This is a genomic window from Candidatus Galacturonatibacter soehngenii (genome assembly GCF_008830185.1).
In the GTDB taxonomy this organism is placed as follows: domain Bacteria; phylum Bacillota; class Clostridia; order Lachnospirales; family Lachnospiraceae; genus Lachnotalea; species Lachnotalea soehngenii.
Window position 1 is genome coordinate 228,909 of sequence record NZ_WAGX01000007.1, and the last position, 21,777, is coordinate 250,685.

Below are 21,777 nucleotides of genomic sequence, written 5' to 3' on the forward strand. Positions count from 1 at the left end.
TTCTATTAAACTGTTCAAATAATAGACATATAATAGAAGCATATTAAACAAGTTGAACAAACAACACAAGGGAAGGTGAAAAAGTGGGCGACGTAATTTTAACGATGAAAAATATCGACAAATCCTTTGTTGGCGTACATGCACTAAAAGGTGTAAGTCTTGAAGTGAAAAAAGGTGAAGTACATGCGCTAATGGGCGAAAATGGTGCTGGAAAATCTACTCTTATGAAAGTCCTAACGGGCATCTACTCAAAAGACAGTGGTACCATTGTTTATGAGGGTAAGGAAGTAGAGTTTACAAATCCTAAAGAAGCACAGGATGCTGGTATTGCCATCGTACATCAGGAATTAAATATGATGAATCATTTAACGGTTGCACAAAATATATTCATTGGTCGAGAGATGATGAATGGAAAACTAATCAATGATAAGAAAATGAATGAAGAAGCAAGCAAGCTATTTCAGAGGCTGAATATTGACATAGATCCAGATAGTGTAATGGGTGATTTAACAGTTGGTAGACAACAGATGTGTGAAATTGCAAAGGCAATTTCTAGAGATGTAAAGGTTATTGTTTTTGATGAACCAACCGCTGCACTTACCGAATCAGAAATTGCGGAGTTATTTAAAATCATTCGTGATTTAAGAAAAAAGGGACTTGGAATTGTTTATATCTCTCATAGAATGGATGAAATAAAAGTAATTACAGATCGTGTAACAGTAATGCGAGATGGTGAATATGTAGGAACCTTGATTACTGAACAATGTTCCAAGGATGATATCATCAATATGATGGTAGGTCGTACGATTTATGAAGATCCAAAGGAAAAAAGCAGTGTTCCAGAAAATGCACCTGTTGTACTTAAAGTAGAAAACTTAAATGCCGGAAAAATGGTACAAAACATTAGTTTTGAACTTAGAAGAGGCGAAATATTAGGTTTCTCTGGACTTATGGGAGCAGGTAGAACAGAGACTGCAAGAGCTTTATTTGGAGCAGATAAAAAAGAAAGCGGAGACATTTATGTCAATGGCAAGAAAATAGAAATCAATAGTCCTCAAGATGCAGTGAATGCTGGTATCGGATATCTATCAGAGGATAGAAAACGTTACGGAATTGTACTTGCGCAGTCGGTTGCACAAAATTCAACCATGTCATCACTTCAAAACTTCATGAAAGGTATTTTCATCGATAAGAAAAAGGAAAAGAAAGTATCACAAGAATATGTAGAAAAGCTAAAAACCAAAACACCAAATGTAGAAACGGCAGTTATTAACTTATCTGGTGGAAATCAGCAAAAAGTGGTTATTGCAAAATGGCTGATTAAAGACTGTGACATCCTAATCTTTGATGAACCGACAAGAGGTATTGATGTCGGAGCAAAAAGTGAAATTTATCATCTGATGAATGAGCTTGCCGCACAGGGAAAATCAATCATTATGATTTCTTCCGAATTAACGGAAGTGCTCAGAATGAGTGATAGAATTATAGTTATGTGTGAAGGTAGAAAAACTGGTGAGCTAAGTATTGAAGAAGCTTCACAGGAAAGAATCATGCATGCAGCTACACTTAGAAATTAATTGGGAGGATTAAAAAATGTCAGCTAAAACAACAGAAAAAAAGCAAAATGCTTTCTTAAATAATCCAATTGTAAAGGCAGTTGGTACACAAAGATTAATCGCTTTGTTAGCCTTAATTATTATATATATCGTATTTGGAGCAATTAGTCCTTCATTTAGACAGTATTCTACCTTAGTAAGTATTTTTGATGCATCTTATTACATTGGATTTATGGCAATCGGTGTTACTTTTGCGATTACAACAGGTGGTATTGACTTATCCATTGGTACGGTACTTGTATGTTCGTCACTTGTAACAGGAGCTTTAGCAACAAAGTATAATGTGCCAATCGCGTTATGTTTGATTATTTGTATCTTAATCGGTGCTATTTTTGGTTTATTAAATGGATTGATGGTATCTTATATGGGATTACCACCATTTATTGCAACTTTAGGTTCTATGATGCTTTCAAAAGGTTTTGGTTCTATCTTTACAAAGGCACAAAGTGTTACTTGGCCACAAGCAACAGAAGCAGCAGGATGGTTTCGTAATATATTTAAAATAAATATTGTAGGAGCAAATGGAATGTCAACTCCAATTCCTACAGGTTTTATCTTACTTTTAATTGTAGCAATTTTAATGGCAACTTTACTAAACAAATCTCGTCCAGGACGCTATATAGTTGCTCTTGGTAGTAACATTGAAGCAACCAGACTTTCTGGTGTAAACGTAGCAAAATGGCAGACATTAGCTTATATCATCAGTGGTACAATGGCAGGTATTGCAGGTATTGCATATGCAGCAGTTTATTCAACCTTATTACCAGGCGGTGGTGCTGGCTTTGAATTAGATGCAATCGCAGGTGTTGTAATTGGTGGTACCTCCATGAGTGGCGGATATGGAACGATTGCTGGTACATTAATTGGTGTATTCATTATGTCGGTGTTAAAAACAGGATTACCTTTTATTGGATTACAGACACACTATCAGCAGGTTGCAACCGGTCTTGTACTAATCTTTGCAGTATTTATGGATGTTGCAAATAGAAAGAAAAGAAATTAAGTAATGAAAGTAAATGAAGATGGTAATTACTTGTTTGTATAGCAGACAAGTAGTACAATCTTATCAGATATAAATCTGATAAGGATAAACATAATTAAAGGGAGGCTTTACAATGAAGAAAAAACTATTAAGTGTATTAATGTGTGCAACAATGGTGTCAGCATTAGTAGCAGGATGTGGGTCAAAAGCACCTGCTGAGTCAACAACAGACCAGTCTAAAACAGATACGACAACAGAGACAACAGACAAAACTGACACTGCTACGACAGATACTGCAAGTGGTGATATGTCAATCTACATTGTATCAAAAGGATTCCAGCATCAGTACTGGCAGGCGGTTTTAAAGGGTGCAGAAGAAGCAGCCAAAGAATTAGGAGTTACGATTGACTTTAAAGGTCCAGATACCGAAAGTGATATTGCTCAACAAGTTCAGATGCTAAATAACGCGCTTAACAACAAACCAGCAGCAATTGGTTTAGCAGCGCTTGATACAGAAGCTTGCCTTGAAGGTATCACAAAAGCACAACAAGCTGGTATTCCAATTATTGGATTTGACTCTGGTGTTCCAGGTGCTCCAGAAGGTGCAATTGCAGCAAATGCAGCAACAGATAACTATGCAGCTGGTGAATTAGCAGCAGATGAAACTTATAAAATTATCAAAGAAAAAATCGATTCGGCAACATCTACAGTAAGAATAGGTGTTATGAATCAGGATGCAACTTCAGAATCTATTACAAGCCGTGGTTCAGGTTTTATTGATAAGATGAAATCATTAATTGAAGCAGATGGAAAAACAGTTTCTATTGAAGGACATGATAAGTGGACAAACAAAGTAGATGGTGCTAACGTAATCATTGACGTAGCAGTTCCAGCACAGGTAACAGCTGAACTTTCTTCAATCGATGCTCAAAACTTATTAAATAAAGCAGATACCATCTGTATCTATGGATCAAATCAGCATTCAGGTGAAGGCTTAATTACTGGTGATGCAAACCTTAATAAACTTGGAACAAGTGTTGTTGGTGTAGCATTTGACTCTGGTGAATTAATTAAGAGTGCAGTAAAATCTGGTAAATTAGCCGGAGCAGTAACACAAGATCCAGTAGCAATTGGACGTAATGTAGTAGAACTTGCTGTAAAAGCAGCAAAAGGTGAAAGCGTATCTAATGTTGACACAGGATGTAAATGGTATACAGCTGACAATATGGAAGATGCTGATATTGCTCCAAACTTATATGACTAATTAAGTTAGCAAGAAATGTTTTATTTGAAAGATATGATATAATTTTTAGGGGGTTGCATGATGCAATCCCCTTCCTTAAAAACGGAAATGTATTACAACAGGCAGGAGGAGTCAAAACATGTTAAAAGGTATACCATCAATTTTATCACCACAATTATTAAAAGTATTGTGTGAAATGGGGCATAGTGACAGAATTGTTATTTCTGACGGAAACTTTCCAGCAGAAGAAATGGGAAAAAATGCAATTGTTATTCGATGTGATGGGCATGGAGTTCCAGAGATTTTAGATGCAATCTTACAGTTATTTCCCCTAGATCCTTATGTAGAAAAACCAGTTAATCTTATGGAGGTTGTTCCAGGAGATCCAGTTGAAACACCAATCTGGGATACGTATAAAGAGATTGTTGCAAAATACGATGATAGAGGAGCAAACTGCGTAGGAAATATAGAGCGATTTGCATTCTATGATCAGGCAAGAACAGCCTATGCTATTATTGCAACAAGTGAGAAGGCATTATATGCAAACATCATGTTGCAAAAGGGTGTTGTAGTTGAATAAATGAACAGATATTATAGGAATCTAATATTTTTCCTAATAAAAAGAAGTACACTTTGTATCATTCAAAATGTACTTCTTTTTATTAGAGTCAAGTCAAAAAAATTATATAAAATATGGCTGAACAAAAGAAGTGGCAAGCCGCTTCTTTCCTTTTAATAAAACTTGTACTAAAAAATACAAGTAAGGTATTAGTATGAATACCTAACATGAAACACTTTATACTTCAATTATACTCCCCAGTTAATTGACCTTATAGCGAAAGTGCCAAAATATGGAATTATTGTATCACATAAAAGTGATAAAGTAACTAGGCTAAGAGTACCAGAATTTATAAAAGTTATATTAAAAGTCTAAAAAAGAACATTGTAGTTCATCTGAAAATACAATATAATAAATAAAAGTATCTATAAAGTATGTACTTTGATTCATATAAAGTAAATGATAGCGTTTTTTACAGATAGAAAATACATTATGCTCACACATATAATAAAAAGTATGGGGCAGAATAGGAGGAAACTATGAAATTTATATCGTGGAATGTAAATGGATTAAGGGCTTGTGTACAAAAGGGATTTTTAGATTTTTTTAAAGAAATTGATGCAGATATATTTTGTATTCAAGAAAGCAAAATGCAGGAAGGACAGCTTGAACTAGAGTTAGAAGGCTATTATCAATACTGGAATTATGCAATAAAAAAAGGCTACTCAGGGACAGCTATTTTTACTAAAAAAGAAGCAATCAGTGTTAGTTATGGAATTGGTATCAAAGAGCATGACCAAGAGGGTAGAGTGATTACGTTGGAATATGAGAACTTTTATATTGTAACAGTCTATACTCCGAATTCGCAGGAAAAGTTGGCTAGACTTGACTACCGTATGGAGTGGGAAGATGCTTTTAAGGCTTATTTAAAGCAATTAGAGGAAAACAAACCCGTTATCCTATGTGGTGATTTAAATGTGGCACATAAAGAAATTGATTTGAAAAACCCTAAGACGAATCGAAAGAACGCAGGGTTTAGCGATGAGGAAAGAGGAAAATTTACAGAACTCTTAAGTGCTGGATTTGTGGATACCTTCCGCTACTTTTATCCAGATTTGGAAGGGGTTTATTCTTGGTGGTCTTATCGCTTTCGTGCGAGAGAAAAGAATGCTGGTTGGAGAATTGATTACTTTTTAGTATCGAAATCCTTGGAAGAGAAATTAGTAGATGCCAAGATTCACACGGAAGTATTTGGGTCTGATCATTGCCCGGTTGAATTGGAGATTGCATTATAGCCAAGTGAAAATGAGAGGGAGGGTGTATGTGCGGTAGGTATTATATTGACGAAGAAACAGCAATTGAGCTTGAAAAGTTGGTTAAAGATATTGATAAAAAATTAAACCCTCATAATTATAAAGGTGATATTGTTCCATCTGTGGCTGCACCAGTTATCACAAGTCATAATCAGAAGTTGGAGGCTAAGTTGCTTTCGTGGGGATTTCATAGATTTGATAAAAAGGGTCTTATTATTAATGCACGTGCAGAAACCATAATGGAAAAGAAAACCTTTAAAGAATGCCTAAGTACAAGAAAGTGTGCGATTGTGGCAACTGGTTTTTATGAATGGGATAAATCTAGAAATAAATTCAGCTTCACACACAAAGAAAATAAGCTTATGCTGATGGCAGGATTGTATGATGAAGAGAAACGTTTCGTTATCATAACAACAAAAGCAAATGATTCAATGGAACCTGTTCATGATAGAATGCCATTGATACTAAGCCAAAAAGAACTTAAAATTTGGTTAAATGAGGAAAAAGAGACACAAAATATTTTAACACAGACACCTCCTCTGTTAAATAGACATACAGATATGGAGCAAATGAGACTGGAGTTTTTCTAGTCTCATTTGTTATTTTTCTTTGTTTTTTTGGCAAAGGATATTAGCTTTTGATATAAGTATACATCATGGTCACTAAAGTATTCTTTGGTAAACTGACTGACAGGAAACCATGCTACGGCACTGTTTTCATCCGGACATACAGTTACTTCACTGGCTTCATTCGCAATTAGTACATAAGCGACCGATAGATGTAAGTGGACATTAATATATTGCTCTTTCTTTTTGTGTCCTTCCACCGTAAGAATATCAATGGATGCTATTTCGTTGGATAATGGATAAATGTCTTGTATTCCTGTTTCCTCACGTGCTTCCTTAAACGATACGTAAAGCATATCGTGTTCATTATCAGCGTGCCCACCCGTCCAAGACCAAACATTGCGAATATTATGATGAACCAGTAAGACTTTATCCAAGGTTTCATTCATGATAAAGCCAGAGCTTGTGATATGAGCAATTTCATTGGAACGTGATAAAACATTGTCTCCAAAATGATGGATATAATCTAAAATTACTTTTTTGTCTTGTACTTCCTGTTCATTGATTGGTTGATAGGAAATAATTGCTTGTGTATAGTTCATGGCTTCTCCTTTGGTATTTCTAATGTACGTTAGTAGTCTTGGTATTATGGTAATTCATATTTGAATTTAATTCAATATTACTTTTTTACAAAGCTATGTATTTGAAATAAAAAATGAGCTATAATATCCTAGGAAACCCGTTTTACCAAAGAAAAGTGAAAAAATTACGCAAAGGCGAGGTACATATAATGAAGATAGGATTTTTTGATTCTGGTGTAGGAGGATTATCAGTCATGCATCTGGCACTTAGACGTCTTCCTGATGAGCAGTTTATATTTTATGCAGATGAGGAACACGTTCCCTATGGAGAGAAAACAATCGAGCAGATAACAGGATATGTGGATGATGCGATAAGATTTATGATAGAAAAAGAAGCTAAGGTAATTGTTATAGCCTGTAACACTGCAACCAGTGCTGCAATCCATGAGATAAGAAAAAAATACTCCATCCCAATTATAGGAATGGAACCAGCGGTAAAAAAATCTCTTACGATATGTGAGAATCAAAGAGTATTAGTGGCAGCTACTCCAGTTACAATAAAGGGAGAAAAGCTTAGATACTTAATTCAAAATACAGAACAAGGGCATCTGGTTGACTTAGTTGCAATTCCTGAATTGGTGTCATTTGCAGAACAAGGCGAATTTGAATCGGAACAATTAATAAATTTATTAAGAGATAGATTACGTGCATTTAAGCTAGAAGAATATTCTTCCATTGTCTTAGGGTGTACACACTTTAATTATTTTAAAGATACGTTTAGACAAATTATTCCAAATCACATTAAGTTTGTAGATGGGAATGAAGGTACTGTGAATCAATTAATCAATGAGTTAAGTCATATAAATGGTTTTGAAAAGAATCAACAAACAATTGAATATTATTTTTCAGGTAAAAAAGTGACAGATAGTAAGGAGCTATCTCGCATTAATGAATGTCTCAAGCGATTGGATCAGATGATTAAAATTATATGATGCTACTTTACTTATTTTACCACTTTACAATAGAACATATGTTTGGTAATATGATTTTAAGAGGTGGTAATAGTGGAAAAAATTATTTTTCACGTTGATGTAAATTCTGCATTTTTAAGCTGGGAAGCAGTTTACCAGATGAAATGTTTAGGTGAAACATTAGACTTAAGAGAAATACCATCCGCTATATGTGGCGATATTAAGAAAAGACATGGTATCATCTTAGCAAAATCCACACCCGCAAAAAAATACAAGATTAAGACGGCTGAAACCATTAGCGATGCATTAAAAAAATGTCCGAATCTCGTACTGGTGCAGCCGCATTATGACTTGTATGAAGCCTCTTCAAAGGCACTCATGGAAATACTAAAGAGGTTTTCGCCTGAAGTAGAACAATATAGCATTGATGAAGCTTATCTTGATATGACAGGAACGAAGTCGTTATGGGGCTCGCCTGTAGTAGCGGCGAATTTAATAAAAGATAAAATATACAAAGAGCTTGGGTTTACAGTCAATATTGGTGTATCAAGTAACAAATTATTGGCAAAGATGGCTTCTGATTTTAAAAAGCCTAATCTGGTGCATACCCTATTTCCAAAAGAGATACAAACGAAAATGTGGAACTTGCCAGTAGGAGAGCTTTTCTTTTGTGGAAGGGCAACAGAGAATAAACTAAATAAGCTTGGAATTAAAACCATTGGTGAGCTAGCCAATACAGATATTTCATTTCTTAAGAATCATTTGAAAAAGCATGGAGAGATTCTATGGTGCTTTGCAAATGGAATTGATGTTTCAGTGGTTGAAAGTGTGGCACCTGCAAACAAAGGATATGGCAATAGCATGACAGTTCCTTTTGACGTTTGCGATGCCCCTACTGCAAAGATGGTTCTGCTTTCACTTTGTGAAACAGTTGGTATGCGTCTTAGAAAAGACGAGGTAAAAATTTCTGTTATTGCAGTGTCCATCAAAGATTTTGCTTTAAGGAGTATGAGACATCAAAAGACTTTAGTTTCGGCTACGAATATAACCAATGAAATTTTCCAAGCAGTTAGTCAGGCTTTTGATGAATTATGGGATGGCGATACACCAATTAGGCAATTGGGGGTTCATACAAGCAGAGTGGTAGATCAGAATGTACAACGCCAATTAGACCTTTTTGACATGCAAAATTATGAGAAATATGAAGTACTAGACAGTACAATTGATAAGATTAGAAGACGTTATGGTGAAGAAGCAATTTTTCGAGCATCCTATGTCAATGCCAGAATACGTCCGCTAAATGGAGGGGTTAGTAAAGAAAAATTAAAGGCAAAAGGAGAAGAAATCTTATATGAATAAGCAAGAAAAAACAACTCATTATGTGGCAGTTGACGCGAATGCTACCTTTAATCCATTAGGAGAAATCAAACCAATGTATGTGCGGCTAGAAGATGAAGAACATCAACTTCATACCTATAAAATTCAAAGCATAAGTAATGTAAAGGAAGAAAAATATGCTGGAATTATCTCGTATTTGTTTGTCTGTCACATTGCAGTGGAGGATTGTTTAAGAGAAATTAAGCTTCGTTACTATGTTCCTTCTCATAAGTGGATGTTGGAGGAATAGATGCAATTATATAGATAAGAGCGATAAAGGGCCTGTGAGATTTGACAGGTTCTTTTTTTGTTAGTTAAAACGAATAAATTGTTTAAAATACTAGACTAGACAGATGGAATAGATTATAATTAAAGTTGTAAAATAGATGTTAGGGGATAAGGGAAAGTTATGAATGTACTAAGTATTGGAATTTGTGACGATGAAATAATTATTCAAAAAATACTTGCAGATAAAATAAAAGAATGTCTGGAAAAAAAAGAGTTGAATGCTAAAATTTATATGTTTGAAGCGGGAGCTGATTTGCTTAGACAGGCATTTAAATTAGATGTTATATTTTTAGATATTCAAATGCCTGAAATGAATGGAATTGAGGTAGGAAGAAAACTAAAAAAAATAAATGGTGATTGTAAAGTTATTATAGTTACGAGCAAAGAAAACTATTATAAAGAAGCTTTTAGAATTGGTGCTTTTCGATTTATAACAAAGCCTTTTGAGATTCACGAAATAGAAGAAGCTTTAGAGGCAGTAAATGTAGATAAAGCGGGTATTGATATAATTAAGTTATATGACAAGCGTATGGTTTTTGAGATCGAACAAAGAGAAATCAATTATATTGTTGCATATGATAGTTATGCAAATTTTATATTAGGCAATAGAGTATTTAGAAAAAATGTTTCATTAAATGAATTAGAGACGGTTCTGGATAAAAGAATATTTTTTCGAATAAACAGAAAAGTAATAGTAAATATGCTGTGGATTCAAGAATACAAAAAAGGTGAGATTGTAATAAATACAGAAAAAATGATAGTGTCCAGAAGAAAGAGAAAAGAATTTGAACTAGCCTTTATAGAATATGATATAATGCACAGATGAAGAATTAGGGGGAGAAATGTATTTAGTCATATTATTAGGAACTTATATAATTGAGTTATTTAAACATTGGATATTAATAAATAGTTTTTTTGACGCTAAAATTAAAAGAAAGTGGTTTGGTATTATTGGCGTAGTTATCTATTGGTATATTAATAATGAAATAGCCAAAGAAGATGAAACTCATATTACTATGTATTTTATTGTGTTCATCATTTTAATTTTTACTGTTAAAGTAAAATGGAAGAAAAAATGTTTGATTTTCTTAATGTCTCTTTTAGTAATTAGTTGTGTTGATGGAGTGTTTGGAATACTAATCAAATTAATATGTAGCCAAATAAGTGGGGGAAAAATGGAGTATGATATTAAGATATTAATCACAAATATTACTAGTCTAAGCTTTATTATAGCTTTATCAATTACAAGGAGGCAAGATATATTTAGACAAAAATGGAATAAAGAAATTGCTAAAAAAAGTATGCCGATTTTATTATTGGTTTTAGCATTGTTTATTGTCTTTACAATTTCAGGGCTAAATTATGCAAAGGGTTATGTAGCAAATATGAAATTTACATTATTTGTAGATAGTGTAGCTACAGTATCATATATATGTATCGGGTTCCTAGCCTGTATTATGTTTTACATACAAAATACGAATAAAAGGATTGAAGAAATGTTAAAGACTGAACGTAAATTAGGAGAAATGCAATTAAAACATTATAAAGTAATGCTAGAAAGAGAGGAGGACACTAGGAAATATCGTCATGATATAAACAATCATCTAATCTGTTTAAATGAATTAGTAAAAGAAGGAAAAATAGATTCAATTACAGAATATCTTATGACAATGCAAAGCTATATAAATGAAATAAAACAAAAAATATATGTGACGGGAAATGATATAATAGATGCTATTTTAAACTATTATTTGTTAAGGTTAAATAATGAGGTCCAAATTGATATAATAGGAAAATGCCATAATGAATTAAGTATTAATAAAGTAGATTTATGTATTGTTTTTGGGAATTTAATTCAAAATGCTGTGGAAGAATTAAATAAAGATAACGTAGGTAAAAAATATTTAATAATATTGATTAAAACCGGAAGAGATTATCTTAAGATTGACATTTCAAATAGTATTTCTTATAAAAGTTCAGAGAAAAAAAATTTATTAAAGACAGAGAAAAAAAATAAACTAGACCATGGTTTTGGCTTGCTTAATATAAGGAGAACAGTTGAAAGAAATGAGGGGAAATTAGAAATTAAAATAGAAGACCACGAATTTGCAGCAAGTGTTATATTAAAAATATAGCCTTATACGGACTTATATAACCGTACACGGACTTATAGTTGAGGTGCGTAATACTTTTTGATATCCTTTAAATAAAGGGAGGTGAAAATATTATGCATTTTTTTTATGCAAATATATTTGATGATATATGGAAAAAGCTATTTGGATAGTAAAGAAAGGATTAGATCATCTATCTAAGACAAAATAATTAAAGAGGAAGAATGGAAGGACAAGTGAAAAGAAAAGCCCCAATAATTATAATTTTAGCGATAGTAGTAATAGTGTTTATGGTAATAAAGGCTCAAAGAAATATTATTGATTACATAGAAGTTGATAATTACGGATATTATTATGAGAAGGATATAGTAGATAAGAAAACATCAATTCCCAATTTTTATGCTACTATGCAAACAAATCGTTTAAAATACATTGTTACGGGAAAGACAGTAAATGCTGAAATGTCAAAGATGCAAGGGTATAATTTAAAGGATATTGTTTGTATTTCTCAATTAATAAAAAATCAATACGAATTTACTGTTGATGAAAAAAAAGAAATTGAGATGTATCTACAATCATTACAAGATAAAAATAAAAATAGTATGGTGGTTGTTGGGATTGACGAACAGGCAAGTAATGTAGAAAATTTATTGTTTTATACAGCTGAGGCATTGGAGATTACAGAGAAATTACAAATTAAATTAAACGATGTAGATCGAATAAAGGAATTTGTTCAAGACATGAAATTAGATGGAAACTCCAGTAAAATTACAGTTTCACTTGTAAAAATTGATAATATATTAGGAACAAAACTATATAATAGCGATGAAATTGCAGTTGCCTATCAAGAAATCTATCAAAACTGGATGGAATATCCTGAAGCAGATTTAAACTGGGTATTTGATATTTACTATATGTCTTATATTTATAAATATGCCAATCTTGAAGATTCACTGTTATATTCTGAATTTGAAAACGACATATGCAATATCTTACAACACATTGGTACAGATATGACAATTAAAGTAATGTTTGCAGAAATCAGTCAAAATTATAACCTAGTAACAGATGAGGTAAAAAACAATCTTCAACTAAGCATTAATAAGATGGAGGATTTATGCTCAGAAGGAAACAATGAATATTCTATTTTGACAGAGAAGAGGGGAGATATCAACACTACATATTACGTATATCTATATTACAAATACAATAATAAAGAAATTCCTTTTGACAAAAAGCTATATCATGACTTAATGTACATTGCAAAAGCTAATAATTATGAAGCATATAGTAACCAAGAACTAATGCAAGTAATATATATACTAAATGAAATGGGTATTAAACAGCAAGATAACCTGTATCAGCTTGATACTTATTTAAAAAGTGCATTAAAAAATGCAGTAGATGTAGAAAATGTATATTGGATTGTGCGTAGTTTTAAATTATTGCACGAAGACAAATATGATTTCGATCAATATAGTATGGAGCATATTAAGGAAATAATCAGTCATGAAATAGAAGAATCAAACAATCCGAATACAGAAATCTATGAAAAAATGAAAAAAATATTTTTTTGCTTAAATACAATAGAAGAGATTCCAGAAATAGAATATAAAGAATATTTTTTAGAAAGTAGCAAAAATTTAATATCGAGCAATGTAATATTAGATGAAGATTTAAGAATTTTATATTTTTATAAAATATCTTGTGAAATTTTAAATATAGAGAATAGTTCGAGTGGAATAAATGTGAATCATTATTATTCAAATGGTTTTTATTATATTAATCCTTATGATAAGGAGTTAAAAAGTATTTTATATCAATATATGGGACTAGTTTTAAAAAATGGAATACAAAGAAACATTCCTATTATTTAGCTACAAAGGGGAGGGAAACTAGTTGGGATTTTTGGAAATAAAAAAGCTTTCATTTTCTTATAAAGAAAATGGAAAAGAGAAAACAATCCTTCATAATTTCAATTTAGAAATACCCCAAAACAAGATTAGTTTGTTATATGGACAATCAGGATTGGGAAAAACAACGTTGTTAAATTTAATAGGAGGACTGCTAAAAGCTCAAGAAGGGGAGATAATTTTTCAAGACAAAAATGTATGTAACTTTACGAATAAAGAATTAGAAGAGTATAGAGCAAACTATATTGGTTATATATTTCAAATGTTCTATCTTATACCACAGCTTACCTGTGTTGATAACGTAATAATAGGAATGAAAAGACTGAAAGCTTCCTACGAAATCAAGAAAAAAAGGGCTTTAGAAATATTAAAAAGTCTTGGAATTGAAGAGTGTGGGGGAGCTTATCCTGAATATTTGTCTGGTGGACAGCAACAGAGAGTTGCAATAGCTAGAGCAGTTGCAAATGAGAGTGAATTAATTTTAGCAGATGAACCGACAGGAAATCTAGATGAAACTTCTGCAATGGAAGTATTTCGAATATTAGAAGATTTAAGATTAAAGGGTAAAACAATTGTAATTGTCTCACATGATGAAAAAGCGAAACATATAAGTGAAAATACTATAGATTTTAATAAACTTATTTTAGGTGAATAGTATGGATTCATTTCAAATATTTCGATTATATCAATTTAAAAAAAACAAGAAGAATCAAGTTATTATTTATGTTTTTGGTATTACCATATGTTTATATTTGATTACTTCTCTAATGAATATTACAATGAGCCAAAGGCTTTCGTCAGAGATGCAATTAAACATAATAGAAATAGAAAGCTTAAATCATTTAGCTCCAATTAATGATGAAGGTATTTTATACATAAAAAAGATGCCTCAAATTTTAGAGATTAGTATCGTAAAGGGAATAGACTTTTTTGTTTCTGCAGGCGATGAAAAGCTTGAGGTATTAGGGACCTATAATTTTACAATTGATGATAATGATGATTATGAGGAAAAAATTATACTATCAGAAGCCTTATATAAAGCATTAGAAGATAAACAAAATATTAATTTTGTACACAAGAATACAGAAATTAAATTTACAGATATATCAGATTTTTCCAGTGGAAATGGAGAAAACAGCATTAACACTAAACTTGTAAATAAATTATTTCAAGAAAATTTAGAAGCATTACCCACCATATTAGTAAAAGCAAATCTAAATGGAGAGGTAGATTTAAGTGAAATAGAGAACCAACTACTGAAAAAGGGAATGAAACTACATAATTATGATAGAAATAGAGTGAATCTATTAGTATTTAATAATTTAAAAGTGCTTAAATATCTTATGAATACAATATTTCTATTTTTGTTGGCTATTACCGCTATGGTAAGTTATAGCTTATGTAAAGAGGATAAAAAAAACATAGCAATATTAAAGATTCATGGATATAAAAACGCAGATATTATAAAATTTGAGATAATAAAATATACTAATTTTTTTATTAGAGCCAATTTCATAACTATAGTTATTTATTCTATTAGTAGTTGGTTAATGAAAAAAATATTAAATCTGGATCTTTATTCATACGCTTATAATTTGTTAGAAAATTATGTAAGGATATTACTTCTTGAATTTATTTTTGGTACAGTTTTAACATTAGTATTTTGCCAAAAGTATTTGAGAACAAATTTACTAAAACTGATTAAATTATAAAAGAGAAAGGAACGATATATTCTGCAATATATCATAAAGAGTGATGAATTTATTTTATATAACAATAAAAAATATATCAATAACAAAATCTAAACTTATTATGATTATATTAATTTTTTCTATTGGACTTGCCTTTATGAATATTGCAAATAATATCTCTGAAAGTTCATTAGGAATTTTAAAAAGTGAATATAAAGATTATGAAAGTAATCGCTTGATGAGAATTAGCAGTGGTATGGGACGTGAACTTAATGAAAATGAGATTGAGTATATTAAAAGTCTTCAAGAAATTAATAATGTAAGTTTGGATTATTATTTGTCTTTAGTAATAGAGGATGAAAATAGAAATCCAATATATAAGACTAAAGTGCAGGAATTTAACAATGAACTCGCGTTTGACTATAACTATTTGGATGAAGACATAGATGGAATTATTGTCCCTAATATATCAGTTTATATACCAGAGGGAAAATATACGTTATCTACCCTTATAGGAAAAAAAGTGTTTTTTGAAATTGAAAGAGTAAATGAATACGGTGAAGCAATAATTATTCCATACCAAGTATATGTAAGAGGAAGTTATGAAACAAACTTAGATGAATATACGGCATCTGTTTTTGTCTCCCCTAGCATACTAGAGGAGATTTATAGACTTCTAGAAGAGAAGAGAACCATTTATGAATGTAGTATAGAAATTAAAGAGGGCAGTAATATCTATGACGTTGCAAAACAAATTGAAGAAATAGGGTTAGAGACTAACTATAAACAAAAATCGTATAAAGAATCAAAAGCCAATTTGGATTTTTTGATTTTGTTTATAAAGGTGTTGGAATTTATATTAATTTCTTTAGGTGGATTATGTTTCATATTGTTTGTTAGAAACAAATTTTTAGCAAGAAAAAAGGAATTTGGAATATTGAAACTATTAGGATACTCAAATTGGTTTGTAACAGCCTCAATTTTTTTTGAGATATTGGTATATTTTATATGTGCTGTTGTGATTGGTATTATACTTTATTCCATCGGTATAGATTTTATTATTAGATATAATTTAATGCCGTATGTTAGTAAAATTGGCTACTTTACCCCGGGTATGTTTCGGATACTATTTAAAAATATTGGAGTGATAAGTAGTATTTGTGCCATTATTTGTATCGTTATTTACTATAATATAAAAAAAATTGCGCCATTGCAGCAACTACGTGAGAATGAAGAAAGTAGGAGAGTTGAATGAAAAAGAAAAAATTTTTAATAATCATATTTTTAATCTGCATAGGTGTTATTGCGACTATCTTTTATGTTGATAGTAGAGATATTAAAGTGATTAATAGAATCTCTCCAGAAAGTGTTCAATACTATTATGTTTATAGAGAATTGATGAATGGAAGCGCAAATGAATACTTAATGGCAATGACAGTGGAGCGTAAGGCAATACCGATTCTAAAAATAAATAAAGCATCTTACCCAAAAAAATTATTAATTAATCGCAAAGATAATAAATTATATCTTTATAACGATATTGTATACAGCTCAAACGCAAAAGGTGACCAAGTATATGGGAGAAATCTTATAACGTATGATCTAAATAGTCAAAAGGTAAAATTAAGCAAACAAAATGAATTAGACGAAGATAACTATTATTTTTTATCAGAAAATGGAATTGTTGAAAAAATAGAATCTGTAGAAAAAAGTAATATAAATGCAGTTCAAGACTTTGAAGATATGATATGGATTGCATATGAAAGTAATAAAATAGAAATTATTAATGGGGGTGGGAAGCAAGAACAATTGATAAAAAAAGCTGAATTACCAATCTATTATGGTATTCATGATATAAAGCGTTATGGTGAAGATATGATTATAGTTGGTCATAATGAGAAAAAAGAAGTGGTTTTAACTTTAATGGATAGTAATTTAAATATATTACAGCAAAACAATATCGGTAAACTTGGTAATTTGGATTTGGTTATTGGCGATAATAGTATATTTGGTCTTGTTGATCCAACAGAAGATGGGGGAGCAAAGCAAATAATAAAAGTTAATAAAGAACTCCAGAGCGAAGTGATACAAAAAAATGTTATGACAGAATGTCTGCATTACCTGTCTAAAGATAATGAATATATTTATTTCGATATTAATCAGCACAGGTATATCGTACTGAATGATGATGGTAAGGAAAAAGAAGATTATGGTGTAATATTTGGAGATAATCGATATAAATACCCTTATGGGAGTTTATATACAAACTAAAATAAGAAAGGTGGAGTATGAATGAAAAAAAGGTTAGTTAAAATGTTTTTAGGAGCAGCAATGACTGTAAGTATGCTTAGTGCAGCATTGCTACCAGTATCGGCGATGAACGATACTACAACAAGGGATTGCTACGTGAGTGGGGGAAAAACCTTTGTAGGTACTGTTGAATCACGAATTTGGGCAGCTACAGGGGCTAAATTTGATGCAACAAGTTCAAGCTGGGTATTTAAAAAGCCTAGCAATATCTATATTCGAAATCATCAGAATACATTGACATTAAAATCTGGTGGATTAGGTGTAAGCATTAGTTGTCCGTATGGAGGGGTATCTTACAGCAATGGAGGAAAAACAGCAATTATGGCTACCGGTTCTGTAAGTGGATATGATGCAACTTATAGAGGAATTAACTCATATGGAAATAGTGTTAATGGAGTTGGCTGGTGGGTAAACTGCTATTCTGACCAATCCTTACAATTAGATGGACAACAATTTAATTGCAGTGCATCTGTATTTAAAGGGCTATAATCTTATATATATTAGTTAAGCAATGAAAAGCCACTATTCTCTTTTTGAAGCAAAAGAGAATAGTGGCTAATTCAATTTACAATTAATATTCATGCAGGCATAAAAATTAGATTAATTAAATAGGAGTAGGGATATGAAAAAAGTGTTAAACTTAAATAAAAAAATTAGAAAATTATTCATTTTACTATTAATTTTTTTTATACTAAGCAGTATAGGATTAGCGGTTGTTTTAATGAAAGAAACATTTACCAGTACTAAAAAAAAGCTATTAGAGATTTACAAACCTGAGGTTATAATCGAACATGATTATAGTTCAATAAATGGAGAAAGTCTTGATTTGTTATATAAGTCATTAGATAAAATAGAAAAGTCTCAATATGTAAAAACTCTAGAAATAGAAACTACAATACAGTTAGAAACATTTTATTTAAAACAATACTCTCCCTTATCAAACAATAATAATAGCATGGAAAAAAAATCTAGTGCAGAAGACATAGCAGTATTTAAGCTTTCAGATAAAGAAGTATCAGATAAAGAAATTATTGATGGACATAACATCAATAAACAAAATGAAAATTCAGATAAAGAAGTCATAATAACAGAACAACTAGCTTATGCGAATAAAATTGGTATAGGAGATAAAATTATATTTACCCCGTTTATAGATCAAGAAAATAAAATTTATTTGGAGATAGAGTTTATTGTAGTTGGTATATCAAAAAAAACACCATTAGATATTAAAGATAATAATGGAAACGTTGTGGAAAGCTTTGATCCTTATGCTAACACAATATATACATCAAAAGCAGTAATTGAAGAAACAGATATTATAATTAGTAAAGAAAATAAAAAAAAGCAAAACATAGAAAGTTATGTGACTTTTTATTTAAATCAATTTGAAGATATTGAAAATTTTGAGCTTGAAAATAAATCCTTTTTACCTATTGATTATAAATTCAAAAATAATTATGAGACTTATAGCAATGTTAAAAAGCCAATAAAGAAAATAGAGGCAGTAATTAACTGCATTATGGTAGCCACTTTTGCAGTAAGTATATCAATCATAGTCTTGTTAGTAATCTCAATACTAAAAACCTGTATGAATGATCGAAAATATATAGCTATTTTACACACCGCAGCTTCTATAATAGTTATAAGCACAATAGCTATTTTAATTTCTTTATATCCAGGAGAAAAGGTATGTGAAAATGTTAGTGAAAAATTGATTGAATATATTGTAAAAGAAGAAATGAAGGATGATAATATAAAGACCAGTATATCAATATTTGGTAATAATGAAAGTAAAATTACAGTTGATGATTTTATTAATTTATATACAGTAAATCTAAATAAAACATTATTACTGAAAATTTATATAGTTAATACAGGATGTATTTTTTTAGCAACATTAATTTCAATAATTTATATTTTAATGAGAAAGAAAACTATGATTGAATAATATTATCAATAAGAAGAACAATCATAAAAACCCCAGTAAACAAGCCACTTTTCCATTACTCAAAACATATTTTTCGCCTCAAAAACACAAGCCATAATCTGTATTTTATAGCAAGATACTTGACAAATGAATCAAAATTTACTATAGTGTTCCTAAATAGTATCACTGATGATTGAGCCGACAAAGGAATAAGAAAGGAAAGACAAAATATGATGGAAAAGAAACCGTTTGTTACCTTAGAACAAGTACAAGAAATGGTGAAACAATATGAGACTCCATTTCATTTATATGATGAAAAAGGAATTCGAGAAAATGTTAGAAAATTAAAGAAGGCTTTCTCTTGGAATAAAGGCTATAAAGAGTATTTTGCAGTAAAGGCAACTCCCAATCCTTATCTTATGCAGATTTTAAAAGAAGAAGGTGTTGGTGCGGATTGTTCTTCTTATACAGAGCTTTTATTATCAGAAAAAGTAGGATTAGTTGGAGACGATATTATGTTCTCATCTAATGTTACGCCAGCAGAAGATTTTGAATTAGCATCAAAACTAAATGCAATTATTAATTTTGATGACATTACCCATATAGATTTTTATGAAAAAATAGCTCCTTTTGCGAAAACAATGAGTTGTCGCTATAATCCAGGCGGTGATTTTACACTTCATAATCAGATTATGGATACGCCAAAGGATGCAAAATATGGATTGACCAGAGCGCAGATGACAGAAGCATTTCTTAAATTAAAAGAAAAAGGAGTAGAGCACTTTGGTATTCATTCCTTTCTTGCAAGTAATACGGTAACAGATGACTACTATCCAAAGCTTGCTAAAATATTATTCAAATTAGCAGTGGAACTAAAGGAAGAAACAGGCGTACACATTGCATTTATTAACCTGTCAGGTGGAGTTGGAATTCCTTACAAACCAGATCAGCGAGAAAATGATATTCTTGCAATTGGAGAAGGAGTAAGACTTGCGTTTGAAGAAGTTTTAGTTCCAGCAGGAATGGAAGACGTAGCTATCTATACAGAGCTTGGACGCTTTGTAACAGGGCCTTATGGATGTTTGGTAACAAAGGCAATTCATGAAAAACACATTCACAAAGAATATATTGGTCTCGATGCATGTGCAGCGAATTTAATGCGTCCTGCTATGTATGGCTCTTACCATCATATTACAGTGCTTGGCAAGGAAAATGAGCCATGCGATCATATGTATGATGTAACGGGTGGATTGTGTGAAAACAACGATAAATTTGCCATCGACAGAATGCTTCCAAAGATAGACATGGGTGATTATCTTGTGATTCATGATACGGGAGCACATGGATTTTCAATGGGTTATAATTATAATGGAAAACTTCGCTCCGCTGAAATTTTGCTAAAAGAGGATGGAACAACAAAGCAGATTAGACGTGCTGAAACACCACAAGATTATTTTGCTACCTTAGATTTTAGCGAATTTGAGAATTAATAAATAAAGCCAATGATAACTATGCATCACAGTATTGTTATCATTGGCATAATAAATGGGAGGGGGACGTTATATGGAATTAATAGAGCAATTAATGAAATACGGACTCACAAGACAAGAAGCCATTATTTATATGACACTTCATTCAGACGGAGAGTTAACTGGTTATGAAGTAGCCAAATTAACTGGAATTTCTCGTTCCAATGTATACACTGCGTTGGCAGGACTGGTAGAAAAAGGGGTAGCATACGTAATTGAAGAAAGTGTGACAAAGTATATCCCAGTTGATTTTGATGAATTTAGTAACAATTTTATCCATAATCTGCAAGAAACCAGACAAGAGATAATAAAGAGTCTGCCAAAAAGAAAGGAAGAATCGCAAGGATATATTACGATACGAGGAAATAAAAATATACTTAATAAGTTAAGAAATATGATTGCTGATACAAAATATCGAATTTATGTGGCAGTAAGCAGTGATATTTTATCAAACTATACACAAGAACTAAGCGAGCTTGTGGAAAAAGACATTAAAGTGGTGCTTCTTGTGGATAAACCGTTTGAACTTAAGGGAGCCACTGTTTACTTAAAAGAAAAGATAGATTGCCAAATCCGTTTGATTTGTGATTCTCATAAAGTACTAACGGGGCAGCTTAGTAGTAAAGGCGAAGCAACTTGTCTTTATTCAGAAAATCAAAATTTAGTGGATGTTTTTAAGGAAATGCTTAAGAATGAAATAAAACTAATTGAATTGTTAAATCAATAAAGATGCATGTTTAACCATATATAAAAAGAACAATGAAAGCAAAAGAGAATGCTTAAATTGTTCTTTTTCATAC

The 21,777-nt window shown here is 31.3% G+C and carries 21 protein-coding genes; 20 read left to right on the forward strand and 1 reads right to left on the reverse strand.

Annotated features, from left to right (window positions below; all coding sequences use genetic code 11):
- Positions 1 to 83 precede the first annotated feature (83 nt).
- The 6 genes from F7O84_RS15800 (at position 84) to F7O84_RS15825 (ending at position 6,303) form a co-directional block, all read left to right on the forward strand.
- Positions 84 to 1,577 (forward strand): sugar ABC transporter ATP-binding protein, encoded by a 1,494-nt coding sequence (locus F7O84_RS15800; protein WP_151147459.1) that lies wholly within the window; start codon positions 84 to 86, stop codon positions 1,575 to 1,577.
- Between the two features lie 16 nt (positions 1,578 to 1,593).
- Positions 1,594 to 2,619: an ABC transporter permease gene (locus F7O84_RS15805; RefSeq protein WP_151147462.1), complete on the forward strand. Its 1,026-nt coding sequence runs from the start codon at positions 1,594 to 1,596 to the stop codon at positions 2,617 to 2,619.
- 112 nt (positions 2,620 to 2,731) lie between these two features.
- Entirely contained in the window at positions 2,732 to 3,862 is a 1,131-nt protein-coding gene (locus F7O84_RS15810; RefSeq protein WP_151147465.1) for an ABC transporter substrate-binding protein, read from the forward strand.
- Positions 3,863 to 3,980: 118 nt separating this feature from the next.
- On the forward strand, positions 3,981 to 4,421 hold the full coding sequence (locus F7O84_RS15815; protein WP_151147467.1) for an RbsD/FucU family protein: 441 nt from the start codon (positions 3,981 to 3,983) through the stop codon (positions 4,419 to 4,421).
- A 518-nt stretch (positions 4,422 to 4,939) separates the two neighbouring features.
- Complete coding sequence (xth, locus tag F7O84_RS15820) at positions 4,940 to 5,695, forward strand: exodeoxyribonuclease III (protein ID WP_151147469.1); 756 nt, start codon at positions 4,940 to 4,942, stop codon at positions 5,693 to 5,695.
- A 26-nt stretch (positions 5,696 to 5,721) separates the two neighbouring features.
- Positions 5,722 to 6,303: an SOS response-associated peptidase gene (locus F7O84_RS15825; RefSeq protein ID WP_151147471.1), complete on the forward strand. Its 582-nt coding sequence runs from the start codon at positions 5,722 to 5,724 to the stop codon at positions 6,301 to 6,303.
- Positions 6,304 to 6,305: 2 nt separating this feature from the next.
- Here the strand turns inward: F7O84_RS15825 and F7O84_RS15830 are convergent, their stop codons facing one another.
- A complete protein-coding gene (locus F7O84_RS15830; RefSeq protein ID WP_151147474.1) occupies positions 6,306 to 6,881 on the reverse strand; it encodes an NUDIX hydrolase in 576 nt (191 codons plus the stop codon).
- Between the two features lie 188 nt (positions 6,882 to 7,069).
- Here F7O84_RS15830 and murI point away from each other — a divergent pair, with 188 nt between their 5' ends.
- From murI to F7O84_RS15900, 14 genes are all read left to right on the forward strand, one after another.
- Entirely contained in the window at positions 7,070 to 7,852 is a 783-nt protein-coding gene (gene murI / locus F7O84_RS15835; protein WP_151147477.1) for a glutamate racemase, read from the forward strand.
- A gap of 72 nt (positions 7,853 to 7,924) precedes the next feature.
- Complete coding sequence (locus F7O84_RS15840; protein WP_243140919.1) at positions 7,925 to 9,190, forward strand: DNA polymerase Y family protein; 1,266 nt, start codon at positions 7,925 to 7,927, stop codon at positions 9,188 to 9,190.
- Positions 9,183 to 9,458 (forward strand): hypothetical protein, encoded by a 276-nt coding sequence (locus F7O84_RS15845; protein WP_151147480.1) that lies wholly within the window; start codon positions 9,183 to 9,185, stop codon positions 9,456 to 9,458. Before F7O84_RS15840 ends, F7O84_RS15845 begins: the two co-directional genes overlap by 8 nt.
- A 159-nt stretch (positions 9,459 to 9,617) precedes the next feature.
- Positions 9,618 to 10,322: a LytR/AlgR family response regulator transcription factor gene (locus F7O84_RS15850; protein ID WP_151147483.1), complete on the forward strand. Its 705-nt coding sequence runs from the start codon at positions 9,618 to 9,620 to the stop codon at positions 10,320 to 10,322.
- Positions 10,323 to 10,338: 16 nt separating this feature from the next.
- Entirely contained in the window at positions 10,339 to 11,631 is a 1,293-nt protein-coding gene (locus F7O84_RS15855; RefSeq protein ID WP_151147486.1) for a sensor histidine kinase, read from the forward strand.
- 200 nt (positions 11,632 to 11,831) lie between these two features.
- Positions 11,832 to 13,484 carry a hypothetical protein gene (locus tag F7O84_RS15860; protein ID WP_151147490.1) on the forward strand — a complete coding sequence of 551 codons (1,653 nt, stop codon included), beginning with the start codon at positions 11,832 to 11,834 and terminating at the stop codon, positions 13,482 to 13,484.
- Positions 13,485 to 13,506: 22 nt separating this feature from the next.
- Positions 13,507 to 14,175 (forward strand): ABC transporter ATP-binding protein, encoded by a 669-nt coding sequence (locus F7O84_RS15865; protein ID WP_151147491.1) that lies wholly within the window; start codon positions 13,507 to 13,509, stop codon positions 14,173 to 14,175.
- A 1-nt stretch (position 14,176) separates the two neighbouring features.
- Positions 14,177 to 15,232 carry a hypothetical protein gene (locus F7O84_RS15870; protein WP_151147493.1) on the forward strand — a complete coding sequence of 352 codons (1,056 nt, stop codon included), beginning with the start codon at positions 14,177 to 14,179 and terminating at the stop codon, positions 15,230 to 15,232.
- Between the two features lie 43 nt (positions 15,233 to 15,275).
- The gene (locus F7O84_RS15875; protein ID WP_151147495.1) at positions 15,276 to 16,466 is read left to right on the forward strand and encodes an FtsX-like permease family protein; all 1,191 of its coding nucleotides are present in this window, start codon (positions 15,276 to 15,278) and stop codon (positions 16,464 to 16,466) included.
- The gene (locus F7O84_RS15880; RefSeq protein ID WP_151147497.1) at positions 16,463 to 17,482 is read left to right on the forward strand and encodes a hypothetical protein; all 1,020 of its coding nucleotides are present in this window, start codon (positions 16,463 to 16,465) and stop codon (positions 17,480 to 17,482) included. Before F7O84_RS15875 ends, F7O84_RS15880 begins: the two co-directional genes overlap by 4 nt.
- Positions 17,483 to 17,503: 21 nt before the next feature.
- Entirely contained in the window at positions 17,504 to 18,010 is a 507-nt protein-coding gene (locus tag F7O84_RS15885; protein ID WP_151147500.1) for a hypothetical protein, read from the forward strand.
- Between the two features lie 133 nt (positions 18,011 to 18,143).
- Entirely contained in the window at positions 18,144 to 19,469 is a 1,326-nt protein-coding gene (locus tag F7O84_RS15890) for an ABC transporter permease family protein (RefSeq protein ID WP_151147502.1), read from the forward strand.
- A gap of 212 nt (positions 19,470 to 19,681) precedes the next feature.
- Positions 19,682 to 20,938: a diaminopimelate decarboxylase gene (locus F7O84_RS15895; RefSeq protein ID WP_151148105.1), complete on the forward strand. Its 1,257-nt coding sequence runs from the start codon at positions 19,682 to 19,684 to the stop codon at positions 20,936 to 20,938.
- Between the two features lie 73 nt (positions 20,939 to 21,011).
- On the forward strand, positions 21,012 to 21,704 hold the full coding sequence (locus F7O84_RS15900) for a TrmB family transcriptional regulator (protein WP_151147505.1): 693 nt from the start codon (positions 21,012 to 21,014) through the stop codon (positions 21,702 to 21,704).
- Positions 21,705 to 21,777: the final 73 nt, after the last annotated feature.

Excerpts from the sequence above, each read along its gene's own strand:
- F7O84_RS15805 (WP_151147462.1), top strand. The coding sequence starts at position 1,594 with ATGTCAGCTAAAACAACAGAAAAAAAGCAAAATGCTTTCTTAAATAAT.
- F7O84_RS15810 (WP_151147465.1), top strand. The coding sequence starts at position 2,732 with ATGAAGAAAAAACTATTAAGTGTATTAATGTGTGCAACAATGGTGTCA.
- F7O84_RS15815 (WP_151147467.1), top strand. The coding sequence starts at position 3,981 with ATGTTAAAAGGTATACCATCAATTTTATCACCACAATTATTAAAAGTA.
- xth (WP_151147469.1), top strand. The coding sequence starts at position 4,940 with ATGAAATTTATATCGTGGAATGTAAATGGATTAAGGGCTTGTGTACAA.
- F7O84_RS15825 (WP_151147471.1), top strand. The coding sequence starts at position 5,722 with ATGTGCGGTAGGTATTATATTGACGAAGAAACAGCAATTGAGCTTGAA.
- F7O84_RS15830 (WP_151147474.1), bottom strand. The coding sequence starts at position 6,881 with ATGAACTATACACAAGCAATTATTTCCTATCAACCAATCAATGAACAG.
- murI (WP_151147477.1), top strand. The coding sequence starts at position 7,070 with ATGAAGATAGGATTTTTTGATTCTGGTGTAGGAGGATTATCAGTCATG.
- F7O84_RS15845 (WP_151147480.1), top strand. The coding sequence starts at position 9,183 with ATGAATAAGCAAGAAAAAACAACTCATTATGTGGCAGTTGACGCGAAT.
- F7O84_RS15850 (WP_151147483.1), top strand. The coding sequence starts at position 9,618 with ATGAATGTACTAAGTATTGGAATTTGTGACGATGAAATAATTATTCAA.
- F7O84_RS15855 (WP_151147486.1), top strand. The coding sequence starts at position 10,339 with ATGTATTTAGTCATATTATTAGGAACTTATATAATTGAGTTATTTAAA.
- F7O84_RS15860 (WP_151147490.1), top strand. The coding sequence starts at position 11,832 with ATGGAAGGACAAGTGAAAAGAAAAGCCCCAATAATTATAATTTTAGCG.
- F7O84_RS15870 (WP_151147493.1), top strand. The coding sequence starts at position 14,177 with ATGGATTCATTTCAAATATTTCGATTATATCAATTTAAAAAAAACAAG.
- F7O84_RS15875 (WP_151147495.1), top strand. The coding sequence starts at position 15,276 with ATGAATTTATTTTATATAACAATAAAAAATATATCAATAACAAAATCT.
- F7O84_RS15880 (WP_151147497.1), top strand. The coding sequence starts at position 16,463 with ATGAAAAAGAAAAAATTTTTAATAATCATATTTTTAATCTGCATAGGT.
- F7O84_RS15885 (WP_151147500.1), top strand. The coding sequence starts at position 17,504 with ATGAAAAAAAGGTTAGTTAAAATGTTTTTAGGAGCAGCAATGACTGTA.
- F7O84_RS15890 (WP_151147502.1), top strand. The coding sequence starts at position 18,144 with ATGAAAAAAGTGTTAAACTTAAATAAAAAAATTAGAAAATTATTCATT.
- F7O84_RS15895 (WP_151148105.1), top strand. The coding sequence starts at position 19,682 with ATGGAAAAGAAACCGTTTGTTACCTTAGAACAAGTACAAGAAATGGTG.
- F7O84_RS15900 (WP_151147505.1), top strand. The coding sequence starts at position 21,012 with ATGGAATTAATAGAGCAATTAATGAAATACGGACTCACAAGACAAGAA.